General features: G+C 70.7%; 26 protein-coding genes and 1 pseudogene. 20 read left to right on the top strand and 7 right to left on the bottom strand.

Translation table 11 applies throughout. The features are described 5' to 3' along the window. Positions 1 to 44 precede the first annotated feature (44 nt). The 16 genes and pseudogenes from N8I87_RS08160 (at position 45) to N8I87_RS08085 (ending at position 16,651) form a co-directional block, all read left to right on the top strand. Positions 45 to 1,304 (top strand): MFS transporter, encoded by a 1,260-nt coding sequence (locus tag N8I87_RS08160; protein ID WP_263206867.1) that lies wholly within the window; start codon positions 45 to 47, stop codon positions 1,302 to 1,304. Between the two features lie 9 nt (positions 1,305 to 1,313). Next, on the top strand, positions 1,314 to 2,675 hold the full coding sequence (gene pafA / locus N8I87_RS08155; RefSeq protein WP_263206865.1) for a Pup--protein ligase: 1,362 nt from the start codon (positions 1,314 to 1,316) through the stop codon (positions 2,673 to 2,675). 225 nt (positions 2,676 to 2,900) lie between these two features. After that, positions 2,901 to 3,902 (top strand): FKBP-type peptidyl-prolyl cis-trans isomerase, encoded by a 1,002-nt coding sequence (locus N8I87_RS08150; protein WP_263206863.1) that lies wholly within the window; start codon positions 2,901 to 2,903, stop codon positions 3,900 to 3,902. A gap of 101 nt (positions 3,903 to 4,003) precedes the next feature. Then, positions 4,004 to 4,375, top strand: a complete 372-nt coding sequence (locus tag N8I87_RS08145; protein WP_030835713.1) for an FKBP-type peptidyl-prolyl cis-trans isomerase — start codon at positions 4,004 to 4,006, stop codon at positions 4,373 to 4,375. A gap of 129 nt (positions 4,376 to 4,504) precedes the next feature. Further along, complete coding sequence (locus tag N8I87_RS08140) at positions 4,505 to 5,458, top strand: helix-turn-helix transcriptional regulator (protein WP_263206858.1); 954 nt, start codon at positions 4,505 to 4,507, stop codon at positions 5,456 to 5,458. Between the two features lie 19 nt (positions 5,459 to 5,477). Next, complete coding sequence (locus tag N8I87_RS08135; protein ID WP_263206856.1) at positions 5,478 to 6,482, top strand: helix-turn-helix transcriptional regulator; 1,005 nt, start codon at positions 5,478 to 5,480, stop codon at positions 6,480 to 6,482. Positions 6,483 to 6,606: 124 nt separating this feature from the next. Continuing rightward, the gene (locus N8I87_RS08130; RefSeq protein WP_263206854.1) at positions 6,607 to 6,900 is read left to right on the top strand and encodes a hypothetical protein; all 294 of its coding nucleotides are present in this window, start codon (positions 6,607 to 6,609) and stop codon (positions 6,898 to 6,900) included. A gap of 20 nt (positions 6,901 to 6,920) precedes the next feature. Beyond that, positions 6,921 to 7,115, top strand: coding sequence for a hypothetical protein (locus N8I87_RS08125; protein ID WP_263206853.1), 195 nt, complete (start codon positions 6,921 to 6,923; stop codon positions 7,113 to 7,115). A 261-nt stretch (positions 7,116 to 7,376) separates the two neighbouring features. Beyond that, positions 7,377 to 7,667: a Sec-independent protein translocase subunit TatA gene (gene tatA / locus N8I87_RS08120; protein ID WP_263206851.1), complete on the top strand. Its 291-nt coding sequence runs from the start codon at positions 7,377 to 7,379 to the stop codon at positions 7,665 to 7,667. Positions 7,668 to 7,715: 48 nt separating this feature from the next. Beyond that, positions 7,716 to 8,660 carry a twin-arginine translocase subunit TatC gene (gene tatC, locus N8I87_RS08115; RefSeq protein WP_263206849.1) on the top strand — a complete coding sequence of 315 codons (945 nt, stop codon included), beginning with the start codon at positions 7,716 to 7,718 and terminating at the stop codon, positions 8,658 to 8,660. A gap of 87 nt (positions 8,661 to 8,747) precedes the next feature. After that, a complete protein-coding gene (locus tag N8I87_RS08110) occupies positions 8,748 to 11,600 on the top strand; it encodes a DEAD/DEAH box helicase (RefSeq protein ID WP_263206847.1) in 2,853 nt (950 codons plus the stop codon). Positions 11,601 to 12,048: 448 nt separating this feature from the next. Next, entirely contained in the window at positions 12,049 to 13,692 is a 1,644-nt protein-coding gene (locus N8I87_RS08105) for a sensor histidine kinase (protein WP_263206845.1), read from the top strand. Further along, positions 13,689 to 14,096, top strand: coding sequence for a roadblock/LC7 domain-containing protein (locus N8I87_RS08100; protein WP_263206843.1), 408 nt, complete (start codon positions 13,689 to 13,691; stop codon positions 14,094 to 14,096). The genes N8I87_RS08105 and N8I87_RS08100 overlap by 4 nt, the downstream gene beginning before the upstream one ends. Then, on the top strand, positions 14,093 to 14,512 hold the full coding sequence (locus tag N8I87_RS08095) for a DUF742 domain-containing protein (RefSeq protein WP_263206841.1): 420 nt from the start codon (positions 14,093 to 14,095) through the stop codon (positions 14,510 to 14,512). The genes N8I87_RS08100 and N8I87_RS08095 overlap by 4 nt, the downstream gene beginning before the upstream one ends. After that, positions 14,493 to 15,113, top strand: coding sequence for a GTP-binding protein (locus tag N8I87_RS08090; RefSeq protein ID WP_263206839.1), 621 nt, complete (start codon positions 14,493 to 14,495; stop codon positions 15,111 to 15,113). Before N8I87_RS08095 ends, N8I87_RS08090 begins: the two co-directional genes overlap by 20 nt. Before the next feature lie 50 nt (positions 15,114 to 15,163). Next, positions 15,164 to 16,651 (top strand): annotated as a pseudogene (locus N8I87_RS08085) (cytochrome P450). Here N8I87_RS08085 and N8I87_RS08080 read toward each other — a convergent pair. The 4 genes from N8I87_RS08080 to N8I87_RS08065 form a co-directional block, all read right to left on the bottom strand. After that, positions 16,645 to 17,598, bottom strand: a complete 954-nt coding sequence (locus N8I87_RS08080; protein WP_263206838.1) for an RluA family pseudouridine synthase — start codon at positions 17,596 to 17,598, stop codon at positions 16,645 to 16,647. The pseudogene N8I87_RS08085 and the gene N8I87_RS08080 sit on opposite strands and share 7 nt — an antisense overlap. A 126-nt stretch (positions 17,599 to 17,724) precedes the next feature. After that, entirely contained in the window at positions 17,725 to 18,573 is an 849-nt protein-coding gene (locus tag N8I87_RS08075; RefSeq protein WP_263206836.1) for a siderophore-interacting protein, read from the bottom strand. 114 nt (positions 18,574 to 18,687) lie between these two features. Then, complete coding sequence (locus N8I87_RS08070) at positions 18,688 to 19,617, bottom strand: 5'-3' exonuclease (protein WP_263216353.1); 930 nt, start codon at positions 19,615 to 19,617, stop codon at positions 18,688 to 18,690. A gap of 21 nt (positions 19,618 to 19,638) precedes the next feature. Further along, positions 19,639 to 20,007, bottom strand: coding sequence for a hypothetical protein (locus N8I87_RS08065; protein WP_263206834.1), 369 nt, complete (start codon positions 20,005 to 20,007; stop codon positions 19,639 to 19,641). Positions 20,008 to 20,381: 374 nt separating this feature from the next. Here N8I87_RS08065 and N8I87_RS08060 point away from each other — a divergent pair, with 374 nt between their 5' ends. Continuing rightward, positions 20,382 to 20,951, top strand: a complete 570-nt coding sequence (locus N8I87_RS08060; RefSeq protein WP_263206832.1) for a helix-turn-helix domain-containing protein — start codon at positions 20,382 to 20,384, stop codon at positions 20,949 to 20,951. Beyond that, the gene (locus N8I87_RS08055; RefSeq protein ID WP_263206830.1) at positions 20,951 to 21,670 is read left to right on the top strand and encodes a helical backbone metal receptor; all 720 of its coding nucleotides are present in this window, start codon (positions 20,951 to 20,953) and stop codon (positions 21,668 to 21,670) included. The genes N8I87_RS08060 and N8I87_RS08055 overlap by 1 nt, the downstream gene beginning before the upstream one ends. Here the strand turns inward: N8I87_RS08055 and N8I87_RS08050 are convergent. Then, the gene (locus tag N8I87_RS08050) at positions 21,582 to 22,709 is read right to left on the bottom strand and encodes a TDT family transporter (RefSeq protein WP_263206828.1); all 1,128 of its coding nucleotides are present in this window, start codon (positions 22,707 to 22,709) and stop codon (positions 21,582 to 21,584) included. The genes N8I87_RS08055 and N8I87_RS08050 overlap by 89 nt on opposite strands. 70 nt (positions 22,710 to 22,779) lie before the next feature. Here N8I87_RS08050 and N8I87_RS08045 point away from each other — a divergent pair, with 70 nt between their 5' ends. Next, complete coding sequence (locus N8I87_RS08045) at positions 22,780 to 23,721, top strand: LysR family transcriptional regulator (RefSeq protein WP_263206826.1); 942 nt, start codon at positions 22,780 to 22,782, stop codon at positions 23,719 to 23,721. A gap of 82 nt (positions 23,722 to 23,803) precedes the next feature. Here the strand turns inward: N8I87_RS08045 and N8I87_RS08040 are convergent, their stop codons facing one another. Both N8I87_RS08040 and N8I87_RS08035 read right to left on the bottom strand, forming a co-directional pair. Further along, positions 23,804 to 24,490, bottom strand: a complete 687-nt coding sequence (locus tag N8I87_RS08040) for a gamma-glutamyl-gamma-aminobutyrate hydrolase family protein (RefSeq protein WP_263206824.1) — start codon at positions 24,488 to 24,490, stop codon at positions 23,804 to 23,806. A 68-nt stretch (positions 24,491 to 24,558) separates the two neighbouring features. Beyond that, positions 24,559 to 25,296: a FadR/GntR family transcriptional regulator gene (locus N8I87_RS08035; protein WP_263206823.1), complete on the bottom strand. Its 738-nt coding sequence runs from the start codon at positions 25,294 to 25,296 to the stop codon at positions 24,559 to 24,561. Positions 25,297 to 25,389: 93 nt separating this feature from the next. On the opposite strand from N8I87_RS08035, the gene N8I87_RS08030 reads away from it, so the two are divergent. Then, a complete protein-coding gene (locus N8I87_RS08030; RefSeq protein ID WP_263206821.1) occupies positions 25,390 to 26,748 on the top strand; it encodes a glutamine synthetase family protein in 1,359 nt (452 codons plus the stop codon). Positions 26,749 to 26,759 lie beyond the last annotated feature (11 nt).

Genomic DNA, 26,759 nt, shown 5'->3' with positions numbered 1-26,759 from the left:
TACGTATGACGGTGGAAGTTATACGTAAAACGTGAGGGTGGGGCATGGCCGCGGGATACCTGGAGATCCTCAGGGCGAGGCACGCGGCCCGGCTGCTGGTGGGCACGCTGGTGGGCCGGCTGCCGAACGCCACGGCGGCGATCGCGATGGTGCTGTTCGTCCGTGCGCAGGGCGGCACCTACAGCCTCGCCGGGGCGCTGGCGGCCGTGTACGGGGTGGCCAACGCCGTGGGGCAGCCGGTGCTGGGGCGTCTGGTGGACCTGTACGGGCAGCCGCGTGTGCAGTTTCCCGCCGCGGTCCTGTCGGCCCTCTCGATGACCGCCTTCGCCTTCGCCGGCACCGATCCGCTGCCGGCGGCGTACGCCACGGTCGCGGCCGCGGGTCTGTTCACTCCGCCTCTGGAGGGCGGGCTGCGTGCCCTGTGGCCCTCGGTGCTGCGCCGGGAGGAGCAGGTGCACACGGCGTACGCCATGGACGCGGTGGCCCAGGAAGTGATGTACACCGTCGGGCCGTTGCTCGTGACGCTGTGCGTGTCGCTGTGGTCGGAGCGGGCCGCGCTGCTCGTCCTGAGTGTCGTCGGTGTGCTGGGGGCGCTGTCCGTGGTGGTCTCGGCGCCCTCGCGCGCGTGGCGTTCGGCGCCGCGCGAGGCGCACTGGCTGGGCGCGTTGAGGTCTCCTGGACTGCTGGCGCTGCTGGGCTCGTTCCTGTTCGTGGGCATGGCGATGGGCTCCATCACGGTGGCCTCCGTGCCGTACGCGGACGAGCACGGCGGTGACGCGGTGTACGGCTGGCTGATGGCGGCGCTGGGGCTGGGCGCGCTGCTGGGCGGGACCGTGTACGGGGCGCGGCGGTGGTCCGGTGCGCCGGAGCGGCGACTCAGGGTCCTGGTGGGGCTTCTGGCGGTGTGTTACCTGCCGCTGACGCTGATGCCGGGTGCGGTGGCGATGGTGCTGCTGACGGTGGTCGCCGGTGTCTTCCTGGCGCCGGCCATCGCGTGTGCGTTCGTGATCGTCGACCGGCATGCGCCGAGCGGTACGGTCACCGAGGCGTTCTCCTGGCTTGTGACGACGTTCACGGTGGGCGCGTCGGTGGGAACGGGGGTGGCGGGCCCGGTGGTCCAGGCGGGTGGTGCGCTGTGGGGCTTCGCGGTGCCGGGTGCGGCGGGGGCCGTGTCGTTGCTGGTTCTGCTGGCCACCGGGCGGGTCCTCGCAGCTCCCGCTGGGGGTGGGGTGGTTGCGGCTTCATCGGAAAATGATCCAAATCGTGCTGCCGAACCCCGTTTCAGCTCAGGGGATCGGGCGTAATGTTCAGTCATGGACCGCCGCATTTTCGGGCTGGAGAACGAGTACGGCGTCACGTGCACGTTCAGGGGACAGCGCCGCCTGTCGCCTGACGAGGTGGCGCGGTACCTCTTCCGCCGTGTCGTGTCATGGGGTCGTAGCAGCAATGTCTTTCTGCGGAACGGCGCCCGGCTCTATCTCGACGTGGGGTCACATCCGGAATACGCGACACCCGAATGTGACAATGTGATCGAACTGGTCACTCACGACAAAGCCGGAGAGCGCATTCTCGAAGGGCTTCTGGTGGACGCGGAACGACGCCTGCACGAGGAGGGAATCGCGGGCGACGTCTACCTTTTCAAGAACAACACGGACTCGGCGGGCAACTCCTACGGTTGTCACGAGAACTATCTGGTGGCGCGGCACGGGGAGTTCTCCCGGCTCGCCGACATCCTCATTCCGTTCCTGGTGACCCGGCAGCTGCTGTGCGGCGCGGGCAAGGTGCTGCAGACGCCGCGCGGTGCGGTGTACTGCGTGAGTCAGCGGGCGGAGCACATCTGGGAGGGCGTCTCCTCGGCGACGACGCGTTCCCGGCCCATCATCAACACTCGGGACGAGCCGCACGCGGACGCGGAGCGCTACCGCCGGCTGCATGTCATCGTGGGCGACTCGAACATGTCCGAGACGACGATGCTGCTGAAGGTCGGCGCGACGGATCTGGTGCTGCGCATGATCGAGGCGGGCACGGTGATGCGGGATCTGACCCTGGAGAACCCGATCCGGGCGATCCGCGAGGTCAGCCATGACATCACGGGTCGGCGCAAGGTGCGCCTGGCCAGCGGCCGGGAGGCCTCGGCGCTCGAGGTGCAGCGGGAGTACTACGAGAAGGCCGTGGACTTCTGCGAGCGCCGCGGGATCCGTACCGGCACGGTCGAGCAGGTCCTGGAGCTGTGGGGCCGCACGCTGGACGCCATCGAGTCGGAGGATCTGGACCGGATCGGTACCGAGATCGACTGGGTGATGAAGTACAAGCTCATCGAGCGGTACCGGGCCAAGCACAATATGACGATGTCGCATCCGCGGGTCGCGCAGATAGACCTCGCGTACCACGACATCCACCGTCGTCGTGGCCTGTACTACCTACTGGAGAAGCGTGGTCAAGCCGCCCGGATCTGCAATGATTTGAAGATCTTCGAGGGTAAGTCGGTGCCTCCGCAGACGACTCGGGCCCGGCTGCGCGGTGATTTCATCCGGCGCGCGCAGGAACAGCGCCGGGACTTCACGGTCGACTGGGTGCATCTGAAGCTGAACGACCAGGCACAGCGCACGGTGTTGTGCAAGGACCCGTTCCGTTCGGTGGACGACCGGGTGGAGAAGCTGATCGCCGGAATGTGATCGGTGTGGGGTGAGCGGAGCGTTTCCGCACAAGAGTGCCGGAACGCCACACGGGCGCCGTACGTTTCCGTACGGCGCCCGTGTCACGCCGACAGTGCTATCCCGGGGGACAACCCCCGGACCCCCGGCCGAACAAGGGCGGGCCGGAACCCGAATCGACACCCAAACGTCAGTAAGGTAGCGCGCACGCCATCAACAAGATCGACCGATTACGAGGTCCCGACCGTGCGCCGACGCTCGCTTCTTCTTGCCGCCCTGCCCGCAGGACTGGTCACGCTCGCCGGATGCGGTGACGACAAGTCCGATTCAAGCAAGGCGAGTGCGTCGCCGTCGCCCACGGCCTCCGTGCCACCGCCGAAGATCGTGGAGGGGCCGCTGCCGGCCATCACGGCGGGCACGAAGTTCAACGAGAAGCCGACGGTCGCCAAGGGGACGGGGGAGCCGTCGGAGAACCTCGCGGTGAAGACGGTGATCGCGGGCTCCGGGAGGACGATCGCGGAGTACGACTTCATCCAGGCGAACTACCTCGGCCAGATCTGGTCCACGGGGAAGGTCTTCGACAACTCCTACGACCGCAACCGGCCGATCCTCATCCAGCTCGCGCAGGGCAGTGTGATCGACGGCTGGCGGTATGCGCTGACGGGCAAGAAGGTCGGCAGCCGGGTCGAGATGGCGGTGCCGCCGACGTGGGGTTACGGCAAGTCGGGCAATTCGCAGGCGGGCATCAAGGGCACGGACACGCTGGTCTTCGTCGTCGACGTGCTGGACTCCTTCAACTCGAAGAGCTCGTCCCAGGGCAAGCCGGTCGCGCAGAGCGACGCGGCCCTGCCGAAGGTGGGCACCAACACCGACGGCAAGGCTCCTTCGATCGACATCCCCAAGACGGACCCGCCGAAGAAGCTGGTGTCGAACTACGTCCTGGAGGGCGACGGCGCCGAGGTCAAGGCGGACCAGACGGTTCTGTGCCAGTTCAAGGGCGTGGTCTGGGACAGCGGCAAGGTGTTCCAGCAGACGTACGACTCGGGACGGCTGAGCCAGTTCGCGGTGGAGCAGATGAAGCAGGTCGTCAACGGGCTGGCGCAGGGTGTGACCGGCAAGAAGGTCGGCAGCCGGGTGATGATCGTCGTTCCGCCGGACCTGGCGTACGGCGACAACCCGCCGAGCGGCGGTGTCGTCGGGAAGGGGGCCACCCTGGTGTTCTCCGTGGACATCCTGGCGGCTATGTAGGCGATGCAGTGGGGCCGGTGGGGCCTGCCGTCGCGGGCAGGACCCGGCGGGGATGAAAGACTGTTCGCGTTCCGTGTCGTACACAAGCAGGAGCTAGAGACGTGAGCATCGACAAGCCCGAGATCGACTTCCCGGGCGGCGAGCCCCCGGCGGACCTTGAGATCAAGGACATCTGGGAGGGCGACGGCGAGGTGGCGCAGGCGGGTCAGACCGTCACCGTCCACTACGTGGGTGTCGCCTTCAGCACCGGCGAGGAGTTCGACGCCAGCTGGAACCGGGGTACCCCGTTCCGCTTCCCGCTCGGCGGGGGTCGCGTCATCAAGGGCTGGGACCAGGGCGTGCAGGGCATGAAGGTCGGCGGCCGTCGCCAGCTGACCATCCCGGCCCACCTCGCCTACGGCAACCAGAGCCCGACGCCGGCGATCAAGCCCGGTGAGACGCTGATCTTCGTCGTGGACCTGCTCGGGGTCTGATCGTCGTCCGATCGGAGCCGATCATCTGGGGCCCATGCCTGTCTCGGCATGGGCCCTCGGCTTTTGCCGCGCCACCGCGGAGCGGTACGGTCGTCGATCGTAAGCACCAAAGGGAGGCGAAGCGCGTCGATGGCCATTGCCAAGGCCGAGCGGCTGATGAACCTGGCGCTGTGTCTGCTGGGGACGCGGCGGCCGCTCAGCAAGCGTGAGCTGCGCGAGTCCGTCGAGGCCTATCTCGAAGCGGCGAGTGACGACTCCTTCAACCGCATGTTCGAGCGGGACAAGGACGACCTGCGCGAGCTGGGCCTGGTCATCGAGACCGTCGAGAACCTGGACGGCGAGGTCGGCTATCTGGCCCGCCGGGACAGCAACCGCCTGCCGCCCATCACCCTGGACGCGGAGGAGGCCGCCGCCCTGGGGCTGGCCGCCAAGGTGTGGCAGCAGGCCCGGCTCGCGGGCGCGGCCAGCGGCGCCCTGCAGAAGCTGCGCGCGGCCGGGCTGCCCGAGGACGTCGACCCGTACGAGGCCCATGGCGCCCTGGAGCCGCGCATCCCGGTGCACGAGGCCGCCTTCGAGCCGTTGATGCTGGCCTGCCGCGACCGCCGTCCGGTGGTCTTCGACTACCGCAAGGCCAACGCCGCCCACCCCGAGACCCGGCATGTGGAGCCGTGGGCCCTGGAGTGCTGGCGCGGCCACTGGTATCTGGCGGGCTGGGACCGTGACCGGGGCGCCGAGCGGGTCTTCAGGCTGTCCCGGATCCCCGGCAAGGTCCGCTCCCGGGGCACGGGCTTCACGGCGCCGGTGCCGGACGTGGTCACGGTGCGCGAGACCGTGGCCGGCTGGGCCGGTGAGACGGCCGACCGCTCGGCGCTGATCCGGCTGCGCGCGGGTTCGGGGTACCCCCTTCGGGCGAAAGCCACGTCGGTGCGGGAACTCGGTGACGGGTGGGACGAGTTGGAGATTCCGTACGGGCACGGCCTGGACGCCTGGCTGGTGGAGTTCGGGCCGGACGCGGTGGTGCTGGAGCCGGCCGAGCTGCGCGCGGACGTGGTGGACCGGCTGCGTGCCGTGGCCAAGGGCTGAGGGGGAGCGGAGCAAGACAGTGGCAGGCAAACCGGTCAGGGCCGTGAACGCCATCGACCAGACCCGGCGGATGCTCTCCCTGGTGACCTATCTGCGGGAGCGCCCCGGCGCCCGGGTCGCGGACGTGGCGCGGGCCTTCGGCATCACCGAGGACGAGCTGGTCTCGGACCTCGACGTGCTGCCCATGTGCGGCACCAGCTTCCGCGGCGGCGATCTGCTGGACATCGACACCGACGGCGAGCGCATCTGGTGGCACAACCCGGCCGCCCTCGGGGCGGAGGCCGCCGAGCCGCTCAGACTCGCCGCCGACGAGGCGACCGCCCTGCTGGTTGCCGCGCGGGCGGTGGCGACCCTGCCGGGTCTGCGCGAGGGCGACCGGCAGGCCCTGCTGCGGGCGACGGCCAAGGTCGAGGCGTCGGCCGGTGAGGCGGCGGGCGCCAGCGCTCGCCTGTCGGTGACCTTCGAGTCCGAGGGCGGTGTCTTCGCCGACGTCGACCGGGCGATCTCCGAGCGCCGCCGGCTGTGGATCCGCTACTACTCGCCCGCCCGTGACGAGGTCACCGAGCGCGAGATCGACCCCATCCGCCTGGTCAGCGTCGGGCACACCTATGTGGAGGCCTGGTGCCGCCGCTCCGAGGCGCGCCGCACCTTCCGGCTCGACCGGGTCGCCGAGATCAGGATCCTCGACGAGCCGTCCGCACCGCCGGAGATCGAGCTGCGCGATCTGTCCCAGGCCCTGGTCCAGCCGGCCGCCGAGGACCCGGAGGTCGTCGTCGAGGTCGCCCCGGGCGGCCGCTGGGTCGCCGAGTACTACCCCCATGACAGCGCCGATGAGCTTCCCGACGGCGGACTGCGCATCACCCTGCGCACCCCCGACCCGGCGTCGCTCAGACGGCTGGCGCTGCGCCTGGGCCGTGACGGCAGGATCGTCTCGCCGCCCGAGCTCGCCGACAGCGCCCGGCAGGCGGCCCGCGAGGCACTGGCCGCCTACGACGGGCTCGAGGCGGCGCAGGGGGCCGACTGACCGGCTGCGACGCCGCGGCCGGGACCGGTCGTGGCGTGGGGCCGGCCGCGGGCGGGACCAGGCGTGGCCGACGCCGGCTGTGGCGTCCCAGAGGCGAACGACCAGAGAAAGAGGAGCGAGAGCTTTGAGCGAGTCTCCGGTGTCCGGTGCCAGGGAAATGACGGTCGCGGCCGCTTTCGCGGGGATGAAGAGAGTGGTCCCCGTGGTGTTCAGGGCGGGCTGCCCGGACTGCCGGGGCCGGTTCGAACTCTCCGCGAGCGCCCTGCGCCTCGCCATCGGCGCCACCAGCCGTACGACCTTCTACTCCTTCACCTGCCCGGACTGCGGGGTCTTTGTCCGCAAGCCCGCGGGAGAACGCATCGTCGAACTGCTGACCGGGGGCGGGGTCAGGACGCTGCGGCTGCACTCGACGGTGTGACGGGGGCTAGGCTCGCCCTCATGTTCTGGCCGATGTTCGCGACAGCTGTGGGTTTCGTGGGTCTCGCCGTCCTCGGCGTGCTCGCCGTCCGGGTCTTCCTGGAGGCGCGGCGCCTGGGAGCGCAGGTCGCGGACTCGGCGCGCCGTATCAACAGGGCGGCCGAGGATCTGGAGCGGGCGGCCGTGAGCACGGCCCGTACCGTCGACTCACTGTGACGGCCGCTGTGGCCGCACTGTGAGTAGCGAGCCGCAAGCGTTTTGCGCCACTTCGCCCTGTCATGCTGTCCATCCCGACAGGTACGCTGCTGGTCGCGGCCCGGCGACGAGGCACGGTCCGCAGGGCAGGAATACGCACGGGGATGGTTTCACGTTCATCCCCAGGCGTTACGATCGCTGCCAGAACGATGTTCGGACAAGCGTCCGGCTGGTCGGACAGGCCCGTCGCCCCGCCCCGCCTCGGTGAGAAGGTGAAGATTTATGTTCCGCAACGGACTTGAGCCGTGGCACCTGCTGATCCTCGTGGTGGTCATCCTCCTCGTGTTCGGTTCCAAGAAGCTGCCGGACATGGCGCGCTCGCTCGGCAAGTCCGCCCGCATCCTCAAGAGCGAGGCGAAGGCGATGAAGGAGGACGGCAAGCAGCCCGGAACCGCCGAGTCAGCCCAGTCCACCGAGGAGCCCGCTCCCGCTCAGCGTACGATCCAGGCCGCGCCCGGCGACGTGACCAGCTCCCGCCCGGTCAACGAGCCGACGGACACGACCCAGCGCTGACGAGAGGACCGGGGACATCCGGTCCGCTGCACGAGATGAGGATGTGGGTTGCCCAAGTCTGCCCGCAAAAAGGAGAGGGATCCCGAGGGCCGGATGCCACTCGCGGATCACTTGCGTGAGCTGCGCAACCGGCTTGCCAAGGGCGTCCTGGCGATCCTCGTCGTCACGATCGTCGCGGCCTTCTTCTACCGGGACATCATCGATGTCATCACCAAGCCGATGCTCGACGAGATCGGCTGCACCCAGTCCTTCGGGGAACTGGCCAACGCCAAGAACGCGCACTGCGCGCACATCACCATCAGCGGCCTGCTGGCACCGTTCACCCTGGCCCTGAAGGTCGCCCTGATGGCCGGTGTCGTGCTCGCGTCGCCGGTCTGGCTGTACCAGCTGTGGGCGTTCGTCGCGCCAGGCCTGCACCGCAACGAGAAGAAGTACGCCTACGCCTTCGTCGGCTTCGGCTTCCCGCTCTTCCTCACCGGTGGCTACCTCGCGTTCCACGTGCTGCCCACCACGGCCAAGGTGATGATCGGCCTCACACCCGACGGCGCCGAGAACCTGTTGCCGCTGGACGACCTGCTGGACCTGGTCACCCGCATGATCGTCGTCTTCGGCCTCGCCTTCGAGATGCCGTTGCTGCTGATCATGCTGAACCTCACCGGCGTGCTGTCCGGGCGGCGCATGCTGGGCTGGTGGCGCGGCATGGTCGTCGGTATCACCGTCTTCGCGGCCGTGGCCACACCGAGCCCCGACCCGATGACGATGCTGGCGCTGGCGGCACCGATCTGGGCGCTCTACTTCATCGCGGTCGGCGGCTCGCTGCTCAACGACCGGCGTCGGGCCCGCCGCGAAGCCGAGGGCCCCGGCGACGACGAGGCCTCCGACCTGGATCTCACCCCCGAGGACATCGGCGAGGTCGAGGCCGTCTCCGCCACCCGGGCACTGCCCGAGCAGGCGGGCCCGGACCGGGTCAACGGCTACGACGACGTGACCTGACCCGAGGCCGCCACAGCGTCAGGAGGTGCCCGTGTCCCCCGGGGGACACGGGCACCTCCTGTTGTCGTTCGTCCCTCGTTCCGGATAATGATCGTCCTGTTGTCAGTGCGGCCCGGTACGCTCGAAAGCACGATGACAGAGGACCTCTCACCGGCCGAGCGGTATGCGGCGGCCCGCAGGCGGGCTGCCGAGCAGGCCACCGCGCTCGCATCCTTCCGCGAGATGTACGACTTCGGCCTCGACCCCTTCCAGATCGAGGCCTGCCAGGCGCTCGAAGCGGGGAAGGGCGTGCTGGTGGCCGCCCCCACCGGCTCCGGCAAGACGATCGTGGGCGAGTTCGCCGTCCACCTCGCCCTGATGCAGGGCAAGAAGTGCTTCTACACGACACCGATCAAGGCGCTGTCGAACCAGAAGTACGCCGACCTGTGCCGCCGCTACGGCACGGGCATGGTCGGCCTCCTCACCGGCGACAACAGCGTCAACCCCGACGCCTCGGTGGTCGTGATGACCACCGAGGTGCTGCGGAACATGCTCTACGCCGGTTCCCAGACCCTCCTGGGCCTCGGCCATGTGGTCATGGACGAGGTGCACTACCTCTCCGACCGCTTCCGGGGCGCGGTGTGGGAAGAGGTGATCATCCACCTGCCCGAGTCGGTGACCCTGGTGTCCCTGTCGGCGACCGTGTCCAACGCCGAGGAGTTCGGCGACTGGCTCGACACGGTCCGCGGTGACACCGAGGTGATCGTCTCCGAGCACCGGCCGGTGCCGCTGTTCCAGCACGTGCTCGCCGGGCGCCGGATGTACGACCTGTTCGAGGAGGGCGAGGGCCACAAGAAGGCCGTCAACCCCGACCTCGCCCGGCTGGCCCGCATGGAGGCCAGCCGGCCCTCCTACCAGGACCGCAGACGCGGCCGCGCGATGCGCGAGGCCGACCGTGAGCGGGAGCGCAGACAGCGCTCGCGCGTATGGACGCCGGGTCGGCCCGAGGTCATCGAGCGGCTCGACGCCGAGGGCCTGCTGCCCGCGATCACCTTCATCTTCAGCCGCGCGGCCTGCGAGGCCGCCGTCCAGCAGTGTCTGTACGCGGGGCTCAGGCTCAACGACGAGGAGGCGCGGGAACAGGTCCGCGCCCTCGTCGAGGAGCGCACCGCCTCCATCCCCTCCGAGGATCTGCACGTCCTCGGCTACTACGAGTGGCTGGAGGGCCTGGAGCGCGGTATCGCCGCCCACCACGCGGGCATGCTCCCGACCTTCAAGGAGGTCGTCGAGGAGCTGTTCGTGCGCGGACTGGTCAAGGCCGTGTTCGCGACCGAGACGCTCGCCCTCGGCATCAACATGCCGGCCCGTTCGGTGGTGCTGGAGAAGCTCGTCAAGTGGAACGGCGAGCAGCACGCCGACATCACCCCCGGTGAGTACACCCAGCTGACCGGCCGCGCGGGCCGCCGCGGCATCGACGTCGAGGGTCACGCGGTGGTGCTCTGGCAGCGCGGGATGAGCCCCGAGCACCTGGCGGGGCTTGCGGGTACGCGCACGTATCCGCTGCGCTCCAGCTTCAAGCCGTCGTACAACATGGCGGTCAACCTCGTCGACCAGTTCGGCCGGCACCGCTCGCGCGAGCTGCTGGAGACCTCCTTCGCACAGTTCCAGGCCGACAAGTCGGTCGTCGGGATCTCCCGGCAGGTGCAGCGCAACGAGGAGGGCCTGGAGGGCTACAAGGCCTCCATGAGCTGCCACCTCGGCGACTTCGAGGAGTACGCGCGACTGCGTCGCGAGCTCAAGGACCGCGAGACCGAACTGGCCCGGCAGGGCGTGGCCCAGCGCCGCGCCGAGGCGGCCGTCGCCCTGGAGAAGCTGAAGCCGGGCGACGTCATCCATGTACCGACGGGCAAGTACGCGGGTCTGGCGCTGGTGCTGGACCCCGGCCTGCCCGCGGGGCGTTCCAACGGCCACCGTGGCTTCGAGCACCACGACGGCCCGCGCCCGCTGGTCCTGACCGCCGAGCGGCAGGTCAAGCGGCTGGCGTCGATGGACTTCCCGGTGCCCGTCGAGCCGCTGGAGCGGATGCGGATCCCGAAGTCCTTCAACCCGCGCTCCCCGCAGTCCCGCCGGGACCTCGCGTCCGCGCTGCGCACCAAGGCCGGGCACATCCCGCCGGAGCGGGCCCGCAAGAAGCGCTCGCAGGCCGCCGACGACCGGGAGATCGCCCGGCTGCGCACCGCGCTGCGCGCTCACCCCTGCCACGGCTGCAACGACCGTGAGGACCACGCCCGTTGGGCCGAGCGCTACCACCGGCTGCTGCGCGACACCTCGCAGCTCGAGCGGCGCATCGAGGGCCGTACGAACACGATCGCCCGCACCTTCGACCGGATCGTGGCGCTGCTGACCGAGCTCGACTACCTGCGCAGCGACGAGGTCACCCAGCACGGCAAGCGGCTTGCGCGGCTGTACGGCGAGCTGGACCTGCTGGCGAGCGAGTGCCTGCGCGAGGGCGTCTGGGAGGGCCTGGGGCCCGCCGAACTCGCCGCGTGCGTCTCCGCGTTGGTGTACGAGGCGCGGGTCGGCGACGACGCCATGGCGCCGAAGCTGCCCTCGGGCAAGGCGAAGGCCGCGCTCGGCGAGATGGTCCGCATCTGGGGCCGGCTCGACGCGCTGGAGGAGGAGTTCCGGATCACCCAGACCGAGGGCGTCGGCCAGCGCGAGCCCGACCTCGGTTTCGCCTGGGCCGCGTACATGTGGGCCTCGGGGAAGGGCCTCGACGAGGTGCTGCGGGAGGCGGAGATGCCGGCGGGCGACTTCGTACGGTGGTGCAAGCAGGTGATCGATGTGCTGGGCCAGATCTCGGCGGCGTCTCCTGCCGAGGGCTCGACCGTGGCCAAGGTGGCGCGCAAGGCGGTTGATCAGTTGCTGCGGGGGGTTGTCGCCTACTCGTCGGTGGGGTGACGGTTTCACCGGCGGGCCGCGGGCGCGCTGTGGCTGGTTGCGCCCACGCGGCGGAGCCGCACATCGATTCAGCCCCGCGCCCCTGAGGGTGTTGCCCTCATCCACGTTTCACGAGTTCACGCCAGCGGCGTCCGGGCCCCCTCGTCGGGGCCCGTTCGCTCGTCAGGGTGCGTTGTTGTCGTACGCCCATACGCCATCACGCACCGTGTGCGAGTGCAATCCGAGCGTACAAAAGAGCCGAGGGTACTCCTGTCGTACAAGCGATTTCAGGTGCTTGCCGAATATGACACGGCGATGATCCGGTCGGACTAAGCTCGCCCGCGGCGCACCGAGTTGAGGTGAATTCGTGCGCTTGTTCCCATGGGTGAGGAAGATCCCGAGTTCCCCCCAGGACTCTTCCCCCTGTGAGCTCCCCCGACACCCAGCCGATTCGTCTCAGAGGGCATACATGGTGAGTGTGCAATCGCCTCCCGGTGGCCGTGAACTTCCCCTTGCGCGCGTGCTGTTGCTGCCGGCCATAGTGATGGCCGCGGCGACCGGGGCCGCCGTCGCCCTCGTGGCGGGGCCGGCCCGGGCCGCCGTCGGCTGGTGCGGAGCCGTCGCCACGGTGCTGGTGACCGCGACGGCGGCCGAAGCGCTACGACGCGGACGGCGCCTGAAGAGCATGCGGGCCGAGCACGCCCGTCACACCGCGTATCTGGAGCGCCGCATCGCGGCCCACGACGAGGAGTGGGTCCGGTTCAGCGAGGACATCGTGCCGACCGCGCTCTACCGGGTGCGCGCCGGAGAATCCCCCCGAGAGGCGATTCTCGCGGTCCTCGACGCCGACCCCGAACTGCGTCAGGTCCCCGACTCGCGGCGCCGCCTGCTGCGCATCGTGCTCAAGGGCGTGGACGACGAGATCTCCATGCGCGACGCCGCGCAGCGCTCCTTCGTCAACATCGCCCAGCGCGTGCAGGCCATCGTCCACCAGCAGGCCAATGAACTGCGGGAGATGGAGGAGGACCACGGCCGCAACCCCGAGGTCTTCGACGACCTGCTGCGCCTGGACCACGGCACCGCGCTGATCGGCCGCCTCGCCGACTCCATCTCGGTCCTCGGCGGCGGCCGCCCCGGCCGTCAGTGGCCCAACCCCGTCGCCCTGTACAGCGTGCTGCGCGGCGCCATGTCCCGGATCCTGGAGTACCGGCGCATCGATTTGGCCTCCATCGCCAAGGTCAACATCAAGGGCACCTGCGTCGAGCCGGTCATCCACGCCGCCGCCGAACTCCTCGACAACGCCACCCGCTACTCGCCGCCGCAGACCAAGGTGCATGTCACCGCCACCGAGGTGCAGACCGGTGTGGCCATCGAGATCGAGGACGGTGGCGTCAGCCTCAGCGAGGAGTCCCGCGCCCGGGTCGAGGGCATGCTGGAGCACGCCATGGCCGGTGTCGACCTCGACGACCTCGGCGAGAGCCCCCGTCTCGGCCTCGCCGTCGTGGGCCGGCTCTGCTCGGCGTACAACATGCAGGTCTCGCTGCGCTCCTCGGCGTACGGCGGTGTCCGCGCCGTCCTCATCGTGCCCAGCAACATGATGACCACCGAACCCGCCCCCGGACTCGCGCACGGCATCGGCGCCACCGCCGTGCCCAAGGCCGAACTGGGCGCCCTGGAAGGCCCCAAGCGCCCGCCCAAGAAGCGCCGCCCCACCAGCCCGCGCATCCCCGCCGGGATCTCCATGGAGGACGACGTCCCCGTCGTCACCGAGTGGACGGAGGGCGGCCTGCCGCAGCGCCGGAGCAAGATGAAGATCTCGCTGACCCAGCGATACGCCGAGCAGGCCGCCATCGAAAAGGCCGAACGCGAGGGAAAGCCGACCATCTGGTCGCAGCCCAAGCCCGAGCCCGAACCCGAGCCAGAGGTCGACCCCGAGCGCGAAAAGCTGCGCAACCGCGAGCCCGGCATGTGGGTCGAGGCCTTCTGGGAGGGTCTCAAGGAGGGCAACCCGGGTGTCCACCCGACCGACTTCACGCGCAATCCCACCGCATACATGCACCTGATCGAGAAGCCGGCCCCCAGCGAGGCCGACGACGAGGGGGACCTCAAGTGATCCAGCAGCGAACGAACTTCGATTGGATGCTCAAGGATCTCGCCGACGGCGTACCGGGCATCGAGATGATTGTGGTGCTGTCGTCCGACGGGCTGCGCATCGCCCGCCACGGCGGTGACCCCGACGCCGCCGACCGCCTCGCCGCGGCCTGCGCGGGAGTGCAGAGCCTCGCGGGTGCCGTCGCCCAGGAACTCCCCGGCAGCAGCGGTGAGATGAAACTGGTCGTCATCGAGATCGACGCCGGCTACTTCTATCTCATGTCGGCCGGTGCCAACGCCTATCTCGCCGTGCTCGCCGACGTGGTCTGCGAGCCCGGCCGGATGAGTGGCCGGATGCGTGACCTCGTCGTCCGTATCGGCGCCCATCTCACCAGTCCGCCCCGGCGGAACGGGCAGACCGTATGACTCCTCCGCAGCGCAAAAGGCGACACCCCAGGCCGGAACCGCCCCCGCCGCCCCTGGTGCTCCCCACCGCCGGGGATCAGGAGGGGGAGGAGAAGAACCCCGAACGGCTGTATGTCATCGCCGGCGGCGCCGACGGCGGGCGCGCCGAACTCGACCTGGTGACGCTGATCGTGGCGCGCGCCGATCCACCGCCGTCCATCGCACCGGAGCAGGCGGCGCTGCTCCGGCTCTGTACCTCCCCCCTGTCCGTGGCCGAACTCTCGGCCTATCTCAACCTGCCGTTCAGCGTGGTGACGGTGCTGATCACCGAACTGATCACGGCCGAACTGGTACAGGCGCGCGCCCCGATCGTCCGTCAGGCGCTCCCCGACCGTTCCATCCTCGAAGCGGTGATGCATGGACTTCAAAAGCTCTGACACCGTCCCCGGTCCACGTACGGAGGACCATCTGCCGCACACGGCCCAGGCGGCGGTGAAGATCGTCATCGTGGGCGGTTTCGGGGTCGGCAAGACCACCATGGTCGGCTCGGTCAGCGAGATCAGGCCGCTGACCACCGAGGAGACCATGACCCAGGCCGGTGTCGGCGTCGACGACAACTACGGCTCCGACACGAAGACGGCCACCACCGTCGCCATGGACTTCGGCCGCATCAGCATCACCGAGCGACTGGTGCTCTATCTCTTCGGCACCCCCGGCCAGGAGCGCTTCTGGTTTCTGTGGAACGGGCTGTTCGAGGGGGCGCTCGGCGCGGTCGTCCTGGCCGACACCCGCCGCCTGGAGGTCAGCTTCGACGTCATAGGGCGCCTGGAGGAGCGCGGCGTGCCCTTCATCGTGGCCGTCAACTCCTTCCCGGACGCGCCCCGTTATCCCGTCGAGGAACTGCGTACGGCACTCGACCTCGCTCCCGACATCCCCATCGTGGAGTGCGACGCACGCCGCCGGGCCTCCAGCCGCGACGTCCTGATGACCCTGATGCACTTCCTGCACTCGCTCGCCATGGCCGGCGTGCTCACCTGACCCCCCCATCTCCCCTCCCCAGGATCCACCTCAGCTTCGGAGCGACCACTGTGACGCCTGAATCCCACTTCCCGACCGGTACGGACGACCGCATGTCCGGCCCGCCGCCCGGCTGCCCGGCACACGGCCTCGGACCCGGTGGACTGCATCGGCTGTACGGCCCGGAGGCGGACGACCTGGGCGACCTGTACGAGAAACTGCGCGACCAGTACGGGCCCGTGGCGCCCGTGCTGCTCCATGACGACGTGCCGATCTGGGTGGTCCTCGGGCACACCGAGAACCTGCACCTGGTCCGTACCCCCTCGCAGTACACCCGGGACAGCCGCATCTGGAGCCCGCTCCTGCGAGGCATGGTCAAGCCCGACCATCCGCTCATGCCGCACATCGCCTGGCAGCCCGTCTGCTCCCACGCCGAGGGCGACGAGCACCAGCGGCTGCGTGCGGCGGTCACCGGCGCCATGTCGACCATCGACCACCGTTCCATCCGCCGCCACATCGGCCGCTACACCCAGCGCCTGGTCAACGAGTTCTGTGAGAAGGGCCGGGCCGACCTGGTCTCCCAGTTCGCCGAGCACCTGCCGATGGCGGTGATGTGCGAGGTCCTCGGCATGCCGGAGGAGTACAACGACCGGATCGTGCAGGCCGCCCGCGACATGCTCAAGGGCACCGAGACCGCGATCGCCAGCAACGAGTACATCATGGGCTGCCTGATGCGGCTCACCGCGCGCCGCCGCGCCCGGCCCGAGGAGGACTTCACCAGCCATCTCATCAACCACCCGACGCGGCTGTCCGACGACGAGATCGGCCAGCACCTCAGAGTCGTGCTCATCGCCGCCTACGAGGCCACCACCAACCTCCTCGCCAACGCGCTGCGCATGGTCCTGACCGAGCCCGGCTTCCGCGCCCAGCTCAACGGCGGCCAGATGACGGTGCCGGAGGCGGTCGAGCAGTCCCTGTGGGACGAGCCGCCGTTCAGTGCCGTCCTCGGCTACTTCGCCAAGCAGGACACGGAGTTGGGCGGCCAGCGCATCAGCAGGGGCGACGGCCTGCTGTTCGCCCCCGCTCCGGGCAACATCGACCCCCGGGTACGGCCCGACCTGTCGGCCAACATGCAGGGCAACCGCTCCCATCTCGCCTTCGGTGGCGGCCCGCACGAGTGCCCCGGCCAGGACATCGGCCGTGCCATCGCCGACGTCGGTGTCGACGCGCTGCTGACGCGGCTGTCCGACATCCAACTGGACTGTGAGGAGGACGAGTTGCGCTGGCGCGCGTCCATCTCCTCACGGCATCTGGTGGAGCTGCCCGTGCGGTTCGAACCGAAGCTCCAGCAGGACGTCATGCTCAAGCCGAGCCCCGCCCCCGTCCCGCCGCAGCGCGCCAAGTGGCAGGTCGGCACGGTCCGCCCGCAGCCGGCACCCGCCGCCGACCCCTGGTAAGCGCCCCCGAGCCCGGCTCCGGCACCTCCCGCGGCACCGCAGGCACCGGCTCGCCCGCGCGGTGTCTGGCAGCGCGTCAAGCGCTGGTGGCGCGGTCACTGACCGGCCCACCGCGCATACGAGGACCAGGCCTCCAGCACCCGCCCGCTGGAGAACCGGTGCTCCACACCCGTGACCGGATCGGTGAACTCCAGCCTTCGCGCCAGCAGTTGGAGCGGACGCCGGAAGTCACCGGCCGGCACGGGGCCGGTCACCTCCGGATACAGCGGATCGCCGAGGACGGGCACGCCCAGGGCGTTCATATGCACCCGCAGCTGATGGGTCTGCCCGGTGTCGGGGGTCAGCCGGTAGCGCCCCAGGCCGTCGCCCTCCCGGTGCTCGATCAGCTCGGCCCGCGTCACCGCGTTGGGTTCGCCCTCGACCTCCCGCGCGGCCATGACCCCGCGCTCCTTCACGATCCGGCTGCGCACGGTGCGGGGCAGGGCGAGCGCGGGGTCGTACGGGGCGACGGCCTCGTACTCCTTGCGCACCAGCCGGTCGCGGAACAGCGTCTGGTACGCGCCGCGCTCCGCGGGCCGCACCGTGAACAGCACCAGTCCGGCCGTGAGCCGGTCCAGCCGGTGCGCCGCGGAGAGCTCCGGAAGGTCCAGCTCCCGCCGCAGCCGAGCCAGCGCGGTCTCGGTGACATGGCTGCCTCGCGGTGTGGTGGCGAGGAAGTGCGGTTTGTCGGCCACGACGACATGCGCGTCGCGGTACACCACCGTCAGCGGGAAAGGCACCGGCACCTCGGCGGCGAGCTCCCGTTGGAACCACACGAACATCCCCGGCACATAGGGGGCGTCGGCCGCCACCGCCAGCCCGTCGGCCCCGACGATCCGCCCCGCGTCCAGCATCGCCTCGACGACCCCGGGCCCGGCCCCGGACAGCCGCTCCACCAGATGCTCGCCCACGGTGGCCCAGGACCCGGCCATGGGCAGCCGCACCCGCACCGGGTCCACCCCCTCGCGCTGGGGCAGGGGGGAGGGCGGGGTGCGGGTCTTGCGTCTCATCGGTGCCCAGCGTAGGCGCTGTGCGGGCACCGACCCGGCCGCCTCCGGCTCGATCGAGTGCCCACGTCCTTGCGCGCCCGGCTCGATCGAGTACTGACGTCCTTGCCGCCGCCTCGATCCGCCGTCTCACGCGGCGGCCGCCGAGCCGCCCTCCTGCTCCGCCTCGATGCGAGCGTTCCACTCCCGCTTGGAGGCCTGCCAGCCGTCCTCGTTGTGGCCCAGGCGCCAGTAGCCGGAGATCGACAGGTCCTCGCGCGGGATCTCGCGCTCGACCCGCAGCAGCCGGCGCAGCTCCTTCACGAAGCTCGCCTCGCCGTGCACGAACGCGTGCACCCGGCCCTTGGGGAACTCCAGCGCCCGCACGGCCTCCACCAGGGTCTCGCCGATCGGCCGGTACCCGCGGTGCAGCCAGACGATCTCCACGTCGGAGTCGATCTTCTGTTCCTCCTCGGGACCGGAAACCTCCACGAGGGCAATGGCCTTGGCGCCCTCGGGCAGCGCCTCCAGGGAGCGGGCGATCGCGGGCAGCGCGCTCTCGTCGCCGACGAGCAGATGCCAGTCGGCCTTCGCGTCCGGTGCGTAGGCGCCGCCGGGACCCATGAACCGTACGACGTCGCCCGGTCGTGCCCGCAGCGCCCACGGGCCGGCCAGGCCCTCGTCGCCGTGGACCACGAAGTCAAGGGTGAGCTCATGGGTCTCGGGGTCCCAGTCGCGCACGGTGTACGTCCGGGTCACCGGCCACTGCTCGCGCGGGAACTCCTGCTGAATGCGCTGCAGGTCGAAGGGCTCCGGATAGGTCACGCCTTCGGGGCCGAACAGGAGCTTCACATAATGGTCGGTGCAGGTGTCCGCCGCGAAGCCCGCGAGGCCGTCACCGCCGAGAACCACACGCTGCATATGCGGGCTCAGCCGTTGCGTGCGAACGACCTGGGCGGAATGGGCCCTGCGCGGCCTGCGTCCCGGGCGCTCTGCCATGTCGGCCTCCCTGCTCCACTGGTTAGGTTTACCTAAGTTAACATCCCCTTTCGGGTGACACTTCCATCATGCGGACCGGGTGACCGTGTTTTGCCGGAAAAATACTCGGGCCGCTCAGGCCTCCAGCGTCGTCAGCAGCCGGTGCAGGGAACCGCCCAGGCCCCAGCGCACCGCCAGCCGGTCCAGCCCCGCAGGGTCGCGCGGTGTGCACGGCAGCGTCGTGTCGACGTCCGGCAGCGGTACGTCCGCGGCCACCCGGACGACCTTCGGCGCGACGGCGACATACGGCCGGGCCTCGTCGAGGCGCTTGCGCTGCGACGGTGTGAGCTTCGCCTTCGGGTCGTCGACCGCCGCCATGATCCCGGCCAGGTCGCCGAACTCGGCCAGCAGCTTGGCGGCCGTCTTCTCGCCGATGCCGGGTACACCGGGCAGTCCGTCGCTCGGGTCGCCGCGCAGCAGCGCCAGGTCCGCGTACCCGCTGCCGTCCACCCCGTACTTCTCGCGCAGCAGGGCCTCGTCGGTCATCTGCAGGGTGCCCACGCCCTTGAGGGGGTAAAGCACCCGCACCCCGCGCGCGTCGTCCACCAGTTGGTACAGGTCGCGGTCACCGGTGACGATGTCGATCGGCCCTTCGGTGCGCGCGGTGAACGTACCGATCACGTCGTCGGCCTCGTACCCCGCCACTCCGACCCGCGCGATGCCCAGCGCGTCCAGCACGTCCTCGATGACCGGCACCTGCGGGGAGAGGGTGTCCGGCACCTCCTCCTCGTCGGGTCCCGCCTCGTGCTCCTCGGCCACCCGGTGCGCCTTGTAGGAGGGGATCAGGTCGACCCGCCACCGCGGCCGCCAGTCGGCGTCCATGCAGGCCACCAGGCTGTCGGGCCGGTGGTCCTTGACCAGCCGGTCGATGAAGTCCAGCAGCCCGCGCACGGCGTTCACCGGAGTGCCGTCCGGTGCCTTCACCGAGTCGGGGACGCCGAAGTAGGCGCGGAAGTACAGCGAGGCGGTGTCGAGGAGCATCAGTCGTCCGGTCACGCCTCGCATCATGCCGTACGGCACTGACGGTCACCCTCCGCCACGAACCGGCAGCGACCGCAGCCACCGCCACCGCGGGCGCTCCGTGTACAGGGCGACGGCGGCGAGCAGGGACACCGGTACGGCCGCCCAGGCGGGCCACAGGTACCACGCGGAGACCACGGCCGCGCCGAACTGGAGCAGCACGAGCAGAATGGTGACCTCGCCCGGAACGGGGACGATCACATTCGACTTGTCGCCCGGCGTCGCGAAGACGGTCGGCAGACCGATCAGCAGTGCCGGCGCGAGCACCGCCGACGCCCAGGAGTGCGCGGCCAGCGCCCAGGGCGTGGCCACCCAGGCCACGAGTTCCGTCGCGAAGCGGAGCGCGGAAGCAAGACGGTCGTCCGGGCGTTGCACAGTTGTCCCCCCCAACGGTGACGCCGGCCACCGGCGGTGATCCTAGGCGTCTTCACCGCCCACGAGAAGGATCCGGCCAACCACACGGCGCTACGTCCTCGCCCGGGCTTCGCGGCGCCGCGACCGGGAGCGGCCGACCGCGCACCGTATCGAGGGGGTGACGCACGATCATGGCCCCAGGAGGGGGCGGGCGCACGGGCTCGTCCGCTGGCGCGAACCGTAAGGGTCACACCCATGCGATGTGACATGGATGTGACGGCCGCATGAAACGGTTTGCCGAACATGCGTAGGGTGCAGAGAACTCATCAGACGCGTTGTGCCCGACGCCGGGCACCCGCAGAGCTCAGCGACGAGCGAAGGAGGGAGCCGGAGCGATGGGCGACCACAAAGAACAACAGCCCGTGCGGGTGGGCGCGGCCGTCCGGCGGCGACGCCGTGCGCTGGAGCTCACCCTCGCCGTCGTATCCGAGCGCAGCGGACTGTCGGTGCCCTTCCTGAGCCAGATCGAGAACGACCGGGCACGCCCCAGCACAGGCTCCCTGGAGAAGGTCGCCGACGCCCTGCGTACGACGGCCGTCGAACTCCTCGCCGCCGCCGACCCCGCCTGCAGCGTCGACGTCGTGTGCTCCGACAGCCCCGAGCAGGACTTCACGCCCCGGGTGCGTTCCCTGGTCCGCGGCCACCATCAGCTGCACGCCTCGGAGTTCACCGGCGACCATGACGCCGGACGTGAATTCCAGCACCGCAACGACGAGTTGATGTACGTCGCCGACGGCGCCGTGGAGATCGAGGCGGAGGGGCGCGCCTACCGGCTCGGCCGCGGCGACACCCTCTACCTCACGGGCGGGGTCCGGCACCGCTGGCGGGCCACGGTGCCCGACACCCGCGTGGTCGTCGTGGCGGTGGCCGAGCACATCGAGGCGGTCCAGGACCGGTCCCGCTAGTGCGGGTCGTCTCCCTGGTCCCCTCGCTCACCGAGGCGGTGGCCGTGTCCGCGCCCGGCGTCCTGGTCGGCGCGACGGACTGGTGCACCCATCCGGCGGGCCTGGACGTCACCCGCGTGGGCGGCACCAAGAATCCCCGGCTCGACCGGATCGTGGACCTGGCCCCCGACCTGGTGGTCGCCAACGAGGAGGAGAACCGCGCCCCCGACCTCGACGCCCTGCGCGCGGCCGGCCTTCAGGTGCTGGTCACCGAGGTCCGTGACGTGCCGCAGGCCTTCCGGGAGCTGACCCGGGTGCTGGCCGCGTGCGGCGCGCCGCAACGCCCCGGCTGGCTGGTGGAGGCGGAGCGCGCCTGGTCGTCGCTTCCGGCACCCGCTCCCAGCGCCACGGCGGTCGTACCGATCTGGCGGCGACCGTGGATGGTCCTGGGCCGGGACACCTTCGCGGGCGACGTACTCGGGCGCCTGGGCGTCGACCACCTCTACGCGGGGCACGCGGACCGCTACCCCCGGATCCCGCTCGACGAGCTGCGGGCGGCGGCTCCGGACCTGGTCGTCCTCCCGGACGAGCCGTACCGCTTCACGCCCGAGGACGGCCCGGAGGCCTTCCCCGGCCTGCCCTGCGCCCTCGTCAGCGGACGGCACCTGACGTGGTACGGCCCGTCACTGGCCGAGGCGCCGCGGGTGCTGGCCGGGGCCCTGCGAGCAGCTCACCGCTGACCAGCCCGCGCGCCGTGCCGCAGGCCGCCGCCGCCCACGCCGCGACGAGCACGGCGTACAGCCCCACCGCCAGCCAGCCGTACACGGCAAGGCCCGTGTGCCGGGCGAGCGCCGCGGCCCCGGTGACACAGGTGCCCACCGGGAAGGTGAACGCCCACCAGGTCATCGCGAACCCCATCCCGTGCCGCCGGGCCCGCACCACATGGGCGGCGGCCAGCCCGAGCCACAGCAGCGCGAAGCCCATCACCGGCACCCCGTAGAGGACGGCGAGCAGACCGAAACCCTGGTCGTACGGGGCGGGTACGACCCCGGGCGCGAAGTCCGCGAACGCCCCGACGGCGGTGGTGGACTGCCCGAGCGGCCCGAGGACCAGGAACAGCGTCGGCGTGAGCGCGAGCGGCAGGGGGCCCGCGGTGATCAGCCGGGCGAAGACCACGGGCAGCATCAGCAGTGTGGCGAGCAGACTGAGCCCGAACATCGCGAAGCAGGCGAGCAGCAGGGTCTCCCTGGCCTGTCCGGCCGGGAGGTGGGGCACGAGGGCAGGACCGAGCGCGGCGGACACCATGGGGGCGACCAGCGGCAGCAGCCACACGGGTGTGGCCTGTCCCGGCTCGATCCGGTGTCGTACGGCCATGAGGTACGGCACGGCGACGGCGGCCGCGAGCCCGACGACCGTACCGGCGACGAACAGCACGGCGTCGAGGGCGAGTGCCGCCCGGATTCCGATCCAGTCCCGTCCGATGGCCATCGCACCGCCGCCGACGGCCAGCAGGGCCATGGACAGGCAGCCGTAGAACGGGGCCGTCGCCGGGTCGAGGAGGTGGGCCCGGGCCTGGTCGCGGTGGTGGGTCCAGTGCAGGGCGCGGGCGCCGAGGAGGACCACGAGCAGTACGCCCGAGGCCGTCCAAACGACGGTGCACGCAACGCGCAGGGCGTCGCTGTGCAGGGGGAGTGCGGCGCCGGCCGTCCCCACGACGGCCGTGCCCATGACGGATGCGTACCAGTTGGGGCCGAGATTGCGGACGGATGCGGTGACCATGGCTCGACCCTCGCGCGGGCGCACGGCTGCGACCAGGGAGTTCGTCTCTATGAGGGCATAAGCTGGTCTTATGAGTGATACGGAGGAGCGGCTGAGCGATGCGGGGGAGCGGCGCGGACCGGGAACCCTGGCGCACCGGGTGCCGGATCTCGGGGCCCTGGAACTGCTGCTGGCGGTGGCCCGGCTGGGCAGTCTCGGGGCGGCCGCGCGGGAGGTCGGCATCACCCAGCCCGCCGCCAGCAGCCGGATCCGCTCGATGGAACGCCAACTGGGTGTGGCCCTCGTGGACCGCTCGCCGCGCGGCTCCCGGCTCACGGACGTCGGCGCACTGGTGACGGACTGGGCCCGACGGGTCGTGGAGGCGGCGGAGGCCTTCGACGCGGGTGCGCAGGCGCTGCGCGACCGCCGCGACTCACGTCTGCGGGTCGCGGCCAGCATGACGATCGCCGAGTACCTGCTCCCGGGCTGGCTGCTGGCGCTGCGCGCCGACCGCCCCGACACGGCGGTGTCGCTGCTGGCCGGCAACTCGGCGGCGGTGGCGGAGCGCCTGCTGGCGGACGAGGCCGACGTGGGCTTCGTGGAGGGCCTGACGGTGCCTCCGGGTCTGGACTCCGCCGTGATCGCCCATGACCGCCTGATCGTCGTCACGGCCCCCGGCCATCCCTGGGCCCGCCGCAGACAGCCCCTCCCGGCGACCGAACTGGCGGCCACCCCGCTGATCCTGCGCGAGCGCGGCTCCGGTACCCGTCAGGTCCTCGACGCGGCGCTCGGAGGCCTGGCCCGCCCCCTCATCGAGCTCTCCTCCACCACGGCGGTGAAGGCCTCCGCGGTCGGCGGGGCGGGCCCGGCGGTCCTCAGCGAACTCGCGGTCCGCGAGGAACTCGCCATGCGCCGCCTGGTGAGCATCCCCGTCGACGGGATCCTGCTGGCCAGAGACCTACGCGCGGTCTGGCCCACGGGCCACCGCCCGACGGGCCCGGCACGGGAACTGCTGTCGCTGACGCGAGGGTGAACGCTTGGGCACCGTTGTCGTCCTGGGGGCCTTGCCCGGCCCCCCCACGCGGGGGTGAACGCTCAGGTGCGGCCGACGTCGGTCACGAAGCGGCTCTTACCAGTTCCCGCATCACCCGTAGGTCCTCGCCCATCTCCGGATGCCACTGCACGCCCAGCAGCCAGCGGTCGCCCAGTGCCGGTTCGATCGCCTCCACCGTGCCGTCGGCCGCGTATGCCGATGCGAGGAGTCCTTCGCCCAGGCGGTCCACCGCCTGGTGGTGGAACGTGGGCACGGACGTCTCCTCCGGGACCGCCTGCGCGTACCGTGTTCCCGGCACCGGCTTGACCGGATGGCTGCTGAACACCCCGGGAGCCTCCGCGTGGCCGTCGAGGTGCTGGGTGAGCGTGCCGCCGAGGGCGACGTTCAGCAACTGCATGCCCCGGCAGATGCCTAGGAGCGGTACGCCCGCGTCCAGCGCCGCGTCGATCAGGGCGAGTTCCCAGGCGTCGCGCTCCCGGGCCGGCGGTCCCGTACGGGGGTCGCGCTCCGCGCCGTACCGCACCGGCTCGACGTCCGGACCGCCGGCGATCACCAGGCCGTCCAGCCGTGCCACGACCGCCGCCGCGTGCTCCGGCTCATCGGGCGGCAGCATCGCGGCCAGCCCCCCGGCCCGCCGCACCAGCCGCGGATAGCCGGCCGGCAGCAGCGCGGCCTGAAGCACCCACGCACTCCACCGCACCTCGGACTCCAGATAGGTGCTGATGCCGATCAGCGGCCTGCCCGCCATACGTCCTCACGCTCCCCGTAATGGATTGAGTTCATACCTTTGTCGAGGTGCCGGTGAACGGCAAGCCCTCAGGCCAGGAAACCCCGCAGCAGCGCGGCCGTGCCCGCGCAGTGTTCCCGCATCATCTCCCGCGCCCCGTCCGCGTCGCCGTCCAGCACGGCCTCCACCAGTGCGATGTGCTGCCGCTGCGAATGCTCCAGATTGCGGACCAGCAGCGGGATGCAGTCGAGCAGGTCGTTCACCGTCGCCCGCACCGCCGCGTACTGCGAGGTCAGCGTCGGCGAGCCGCACAGCTCGGCCAGGGTGAGATGGAGCAGCGTGTCCAGGCGCCGGTAGTCGGCCAGCGGAGCGTCGTGCGTGCGGGCCAGCGCCTCGCGCAGCCGCCCCGCCTGCTCGTCGCTCAGGCCGTGCGCCGCGCACAGCCCGGCCGCGCCCACCTCGAGGACCTCCCGGAACCGCAGCATGTCCTCGATGTCGACCTCGGCGATCCGCCGCCGCAGCTCGTCCTCGCCGCCGGCATCGGCCCTCGGCAGCACGAACGTTCCGCCGTACCGCCCGCGCCGCGACTCCACCAGCCCCTGGTCCTGCAGCACCTTCAGCACCTCGCGCAGCGTCACCCGGCTGATCCCGAGCCGCTCGGCCAGCTCCCGCTCGGCGGGCAGCCGCTCGCCGGCCGGCACCAGACCGAGCCGCACGACCTGCAGGATCTGCTCGAGAGCCTCCTCGAAGCCGTTCCCCGCACGCACCGGCCGCAGTACCGGCGTCAGGCGGTCGTCCAGCCTTCCCGGCTCAGTGTCCTGCGACATCCGGCCGTACCCCCTTCCCAAGCAATGGTTCTCCGCAATACCTTATGGCTCCCGGCCCGGCCGAAGAAGCGCAGAAGCCGAAGGAGTTCTCCCGTGGCAGACCGCACACCCCCGCTCAGCGTCGAGGAGCTGCACACCCTCGTCGCCGGCGGTGAGATCGACACTGTCGTCCTGGCCTTCCCCGACATGCAAGGGCGACTCCAGGGCAAGCGGTTCGCCGCACGATTCTTCCTCGACGAGGTTCTCCACCACGGCACCGAGGGCTGCAACTATCTCCTCGCCGTCGACACCGAGATGAACACCGTCGACGGCTACGCGATGTCCTCCTGGGACCGCGGCTACGGCGACTTCGCCATGCACCCCGACCTGACCACCCTGCGCCGCGTGCCCTGGAACGCCGGCACGGCCATGGTCATCGCCGATCTGGCCTGGGAGGACGGTTCCCCGGTGGCCGCCGCGCCCCGCCAGATCCTGCGCCGCCAGCTGGACCGCCTCGCCGAGCTCGGCTACACCGCCCAGGTCGGCACCGAGCTGGAGTTCATCGTCTTCAAGGACAGCTACGAGCAGGCCTGGGACGCGAACTACCGGGATCTGACCCCCGCCAACCAGTACAACATCGACTACTCGGTGCTCGGCACCGGCCGCATCGAGCCCCTGCTGCGCCGCATCCGCAACGAGATGGCCGGCGCCGGCCTCACCGTCGAGTCCGCCAAGGGCGAGTGCAACCCCGGCCAGCACGAGATCGCCTTCCGCTACGACGAGGCCCTGGTCACCTGTGACCAGCACGCCATCTACAAGACCGGGGCCAAGGAGATCGCCGCCCAGGAGGGCGTGTCCATCACCTTCATGGCCAAGTACAACGAACGCGAGGGCAATTCCTGCCACATCCACCTCTCGCTCGCGGACGCCGACGGTACCAACGCCATGGCCGCCCCCGGCGGGATGAGCGAGGTCATGCGGCACTTCCTCGCCGGCCAGCTCGCCGCCCTGCGCGACTTCTCCCTCCTCTACGCCCCCCACATCAACTCCTACAAGCGGTTCCAGCCCGGCTCCTTCGCGCCGACCGCCGTCGCCTGGGGCCACGACAACCGCACCTGCGCCCTGCGGGTCGTCGGCCACGGCCGCTCCCTGCGCTTCGAGAACCGGCTGCCCGGCGGCGACGTCAACCCGCACCTCGCCGTCGCCGCCCTCGTCGCGGCGGGTCTGTACGGCATCGAGCAGAAGCTGGAGCTGCCCGAGCCCTGCCCCGGCAACGCCTACACCGCCGACTTCGAGCACGTCCCCACCACCCTGCGCGAGGCCGCCGAGCTGTGGGAGAACAGCCCGATCGCCAAGGCCGCCTTCGGCGACGAGGTCGTCGCGCACTACCGCAACATGGCGCGCGTCGAGCTGGAGGCCTTCGACGCCGCGGTGACCGACTGGGAGCTGCGCCGCTCCTTCGAACGCATGTGAGAGGTCCTTCC

Origin of the sequence: Streptomyces sp. HUAS 15-9 (assembly GCF_025642155.1) — a bacterium.
Lineage (GTDB): Bacteria > Actinomycetota > Actinomycetes > Streptomycetales > Streptomycetaceae > Streptomyces.
Note: the sequence above shows the minus strand (reverse complement) of the source record. Positions and strands in the feature narration are given on the sequence as shown.

Excerpts from the sequence above, each read along its gene's own strand:
- N8I87_RS08075 (WP_263206836.1), bottom strand. The coding sequence starts at position 18,573 with ATGGCAGAGCGCCCGGGACGCAGGCCGCGCAGGGCCCATTCCGCCCAG.
- N8I87_RS08090 (WP_263206839.1), top strand. The coding sequence starts at position 14,493 with ATGGACTTCAAAAGCTCTGACACCGTCCCCGGTCCACGTACGGAGGAC.
- tatA (WP_263206851.1), top strand. The coding sequence starts at position 7,377 with ATGTTCCGCAACGGACTTGAGCCGTGGCACCTGCTGATCCTCGTGGTG.
- N8I87_RS08160 (WP_263206867.1), top strand. The coding sequence starts at position 45 with ATGGCCGCGGGATACCTGGAGATCCTCAGGGCGAGGCACGCGGCCCGG.
- N8I87_RS08060 (WP_263206832.1), top strand. The coding sequence starts at position 20,382 with ATGGGCGACCACAAAGAACAACAGCCCGTGCGGGTGGGCGCGGCCGTC.
- N8I87_RS08035 (WP_263206823.1), bottom strand. The coding sequence starts at position 25,296 with ATGTCGCAGGACACTGAGCCGGGAAGGCTGGACGACCGCCTGACGCCG.
- N8I87_RS08105 (WP_263206845.1), top strand. The coding sequence starts at position 12,049 with ATGGTGAGTGTGCAATCGCCTCCCGGTGGCCGTGAACTTCCCCTTGCG.
- N8I87_RS08040 (WP_263206824.1), bottom strand. The coding sequence starts at position 24,490 with ATGGCGGGCAGGCCGCTGATCGGCATCAGCACCTATCTGGAGTCCGAG.
- N8I87_RS08045 (WP_263206826.1), top strand. The coding sequence starts at position 22,780 with ATGAGTGATACGGAGGAGCGGCTGAGCGATGCGGGGGAGCGGCGCGGA.
- N8I87_RS08110 (WP_263206847.1), top strand. The coding sequence starts at position 8,748 with ATGATCGTCCTGTTGTCAGTGCGGCCCGGTACGCTCGAAAGCACGATG.
- N8I87_RS08095 (WP_263206841.1), top strand. The coding sequence starts at position 14,093 with ATGACTCCTCCGCAGCGCAAAAGGCGACACCCCAGGCCGGAACCGCCC.
- N8I87_RS08125 (WP_263206853.1), top strand. The coding sequence starts at position 6,921 with ATGTTCTGGCCGATGTTCGCGACAGCTGTGGGTTTCGTGGGTCTCGCC.
- pafA (WP_263206865.1), top strand. The coding sequence starts at position 1,314 with ATGGACCGCCGCATTTTCGGGCTGGAGAACGAGTACGGCGTCACGTGC.
- N8I87_RS08050 (WP_263206828.1), bottom strand. The coding sequence starts at position 22,709 with ATGGTCACCGCATCCGTCCGCAATCTCGGCCCCAACTGGTACGCATCC.
- N8I87_RS08080 (WP_263206838.1), bottom strand. The coding sequence starts at position 17,598 with ATGAGACGCAAGACCCGCACCCCGCCCTCCCCCCTGCCCCAGCGCGAG.
- N8I87_RS08140 (WP_263206858.1), top strand. The coding sequence starts at position 4,505 with ATGGCCATTGCCAAGGCCGAGCGGCTGATGAACCTGGCGCTGTGTCTG.
- N8I87_RS08070 (WP_263216353.1), bottom strand. The coding sequence starts at position 19,617 with ATGCGAGGCGTGACCGGACGACTGATGCTCCTCGACACCGCCTCGCTG.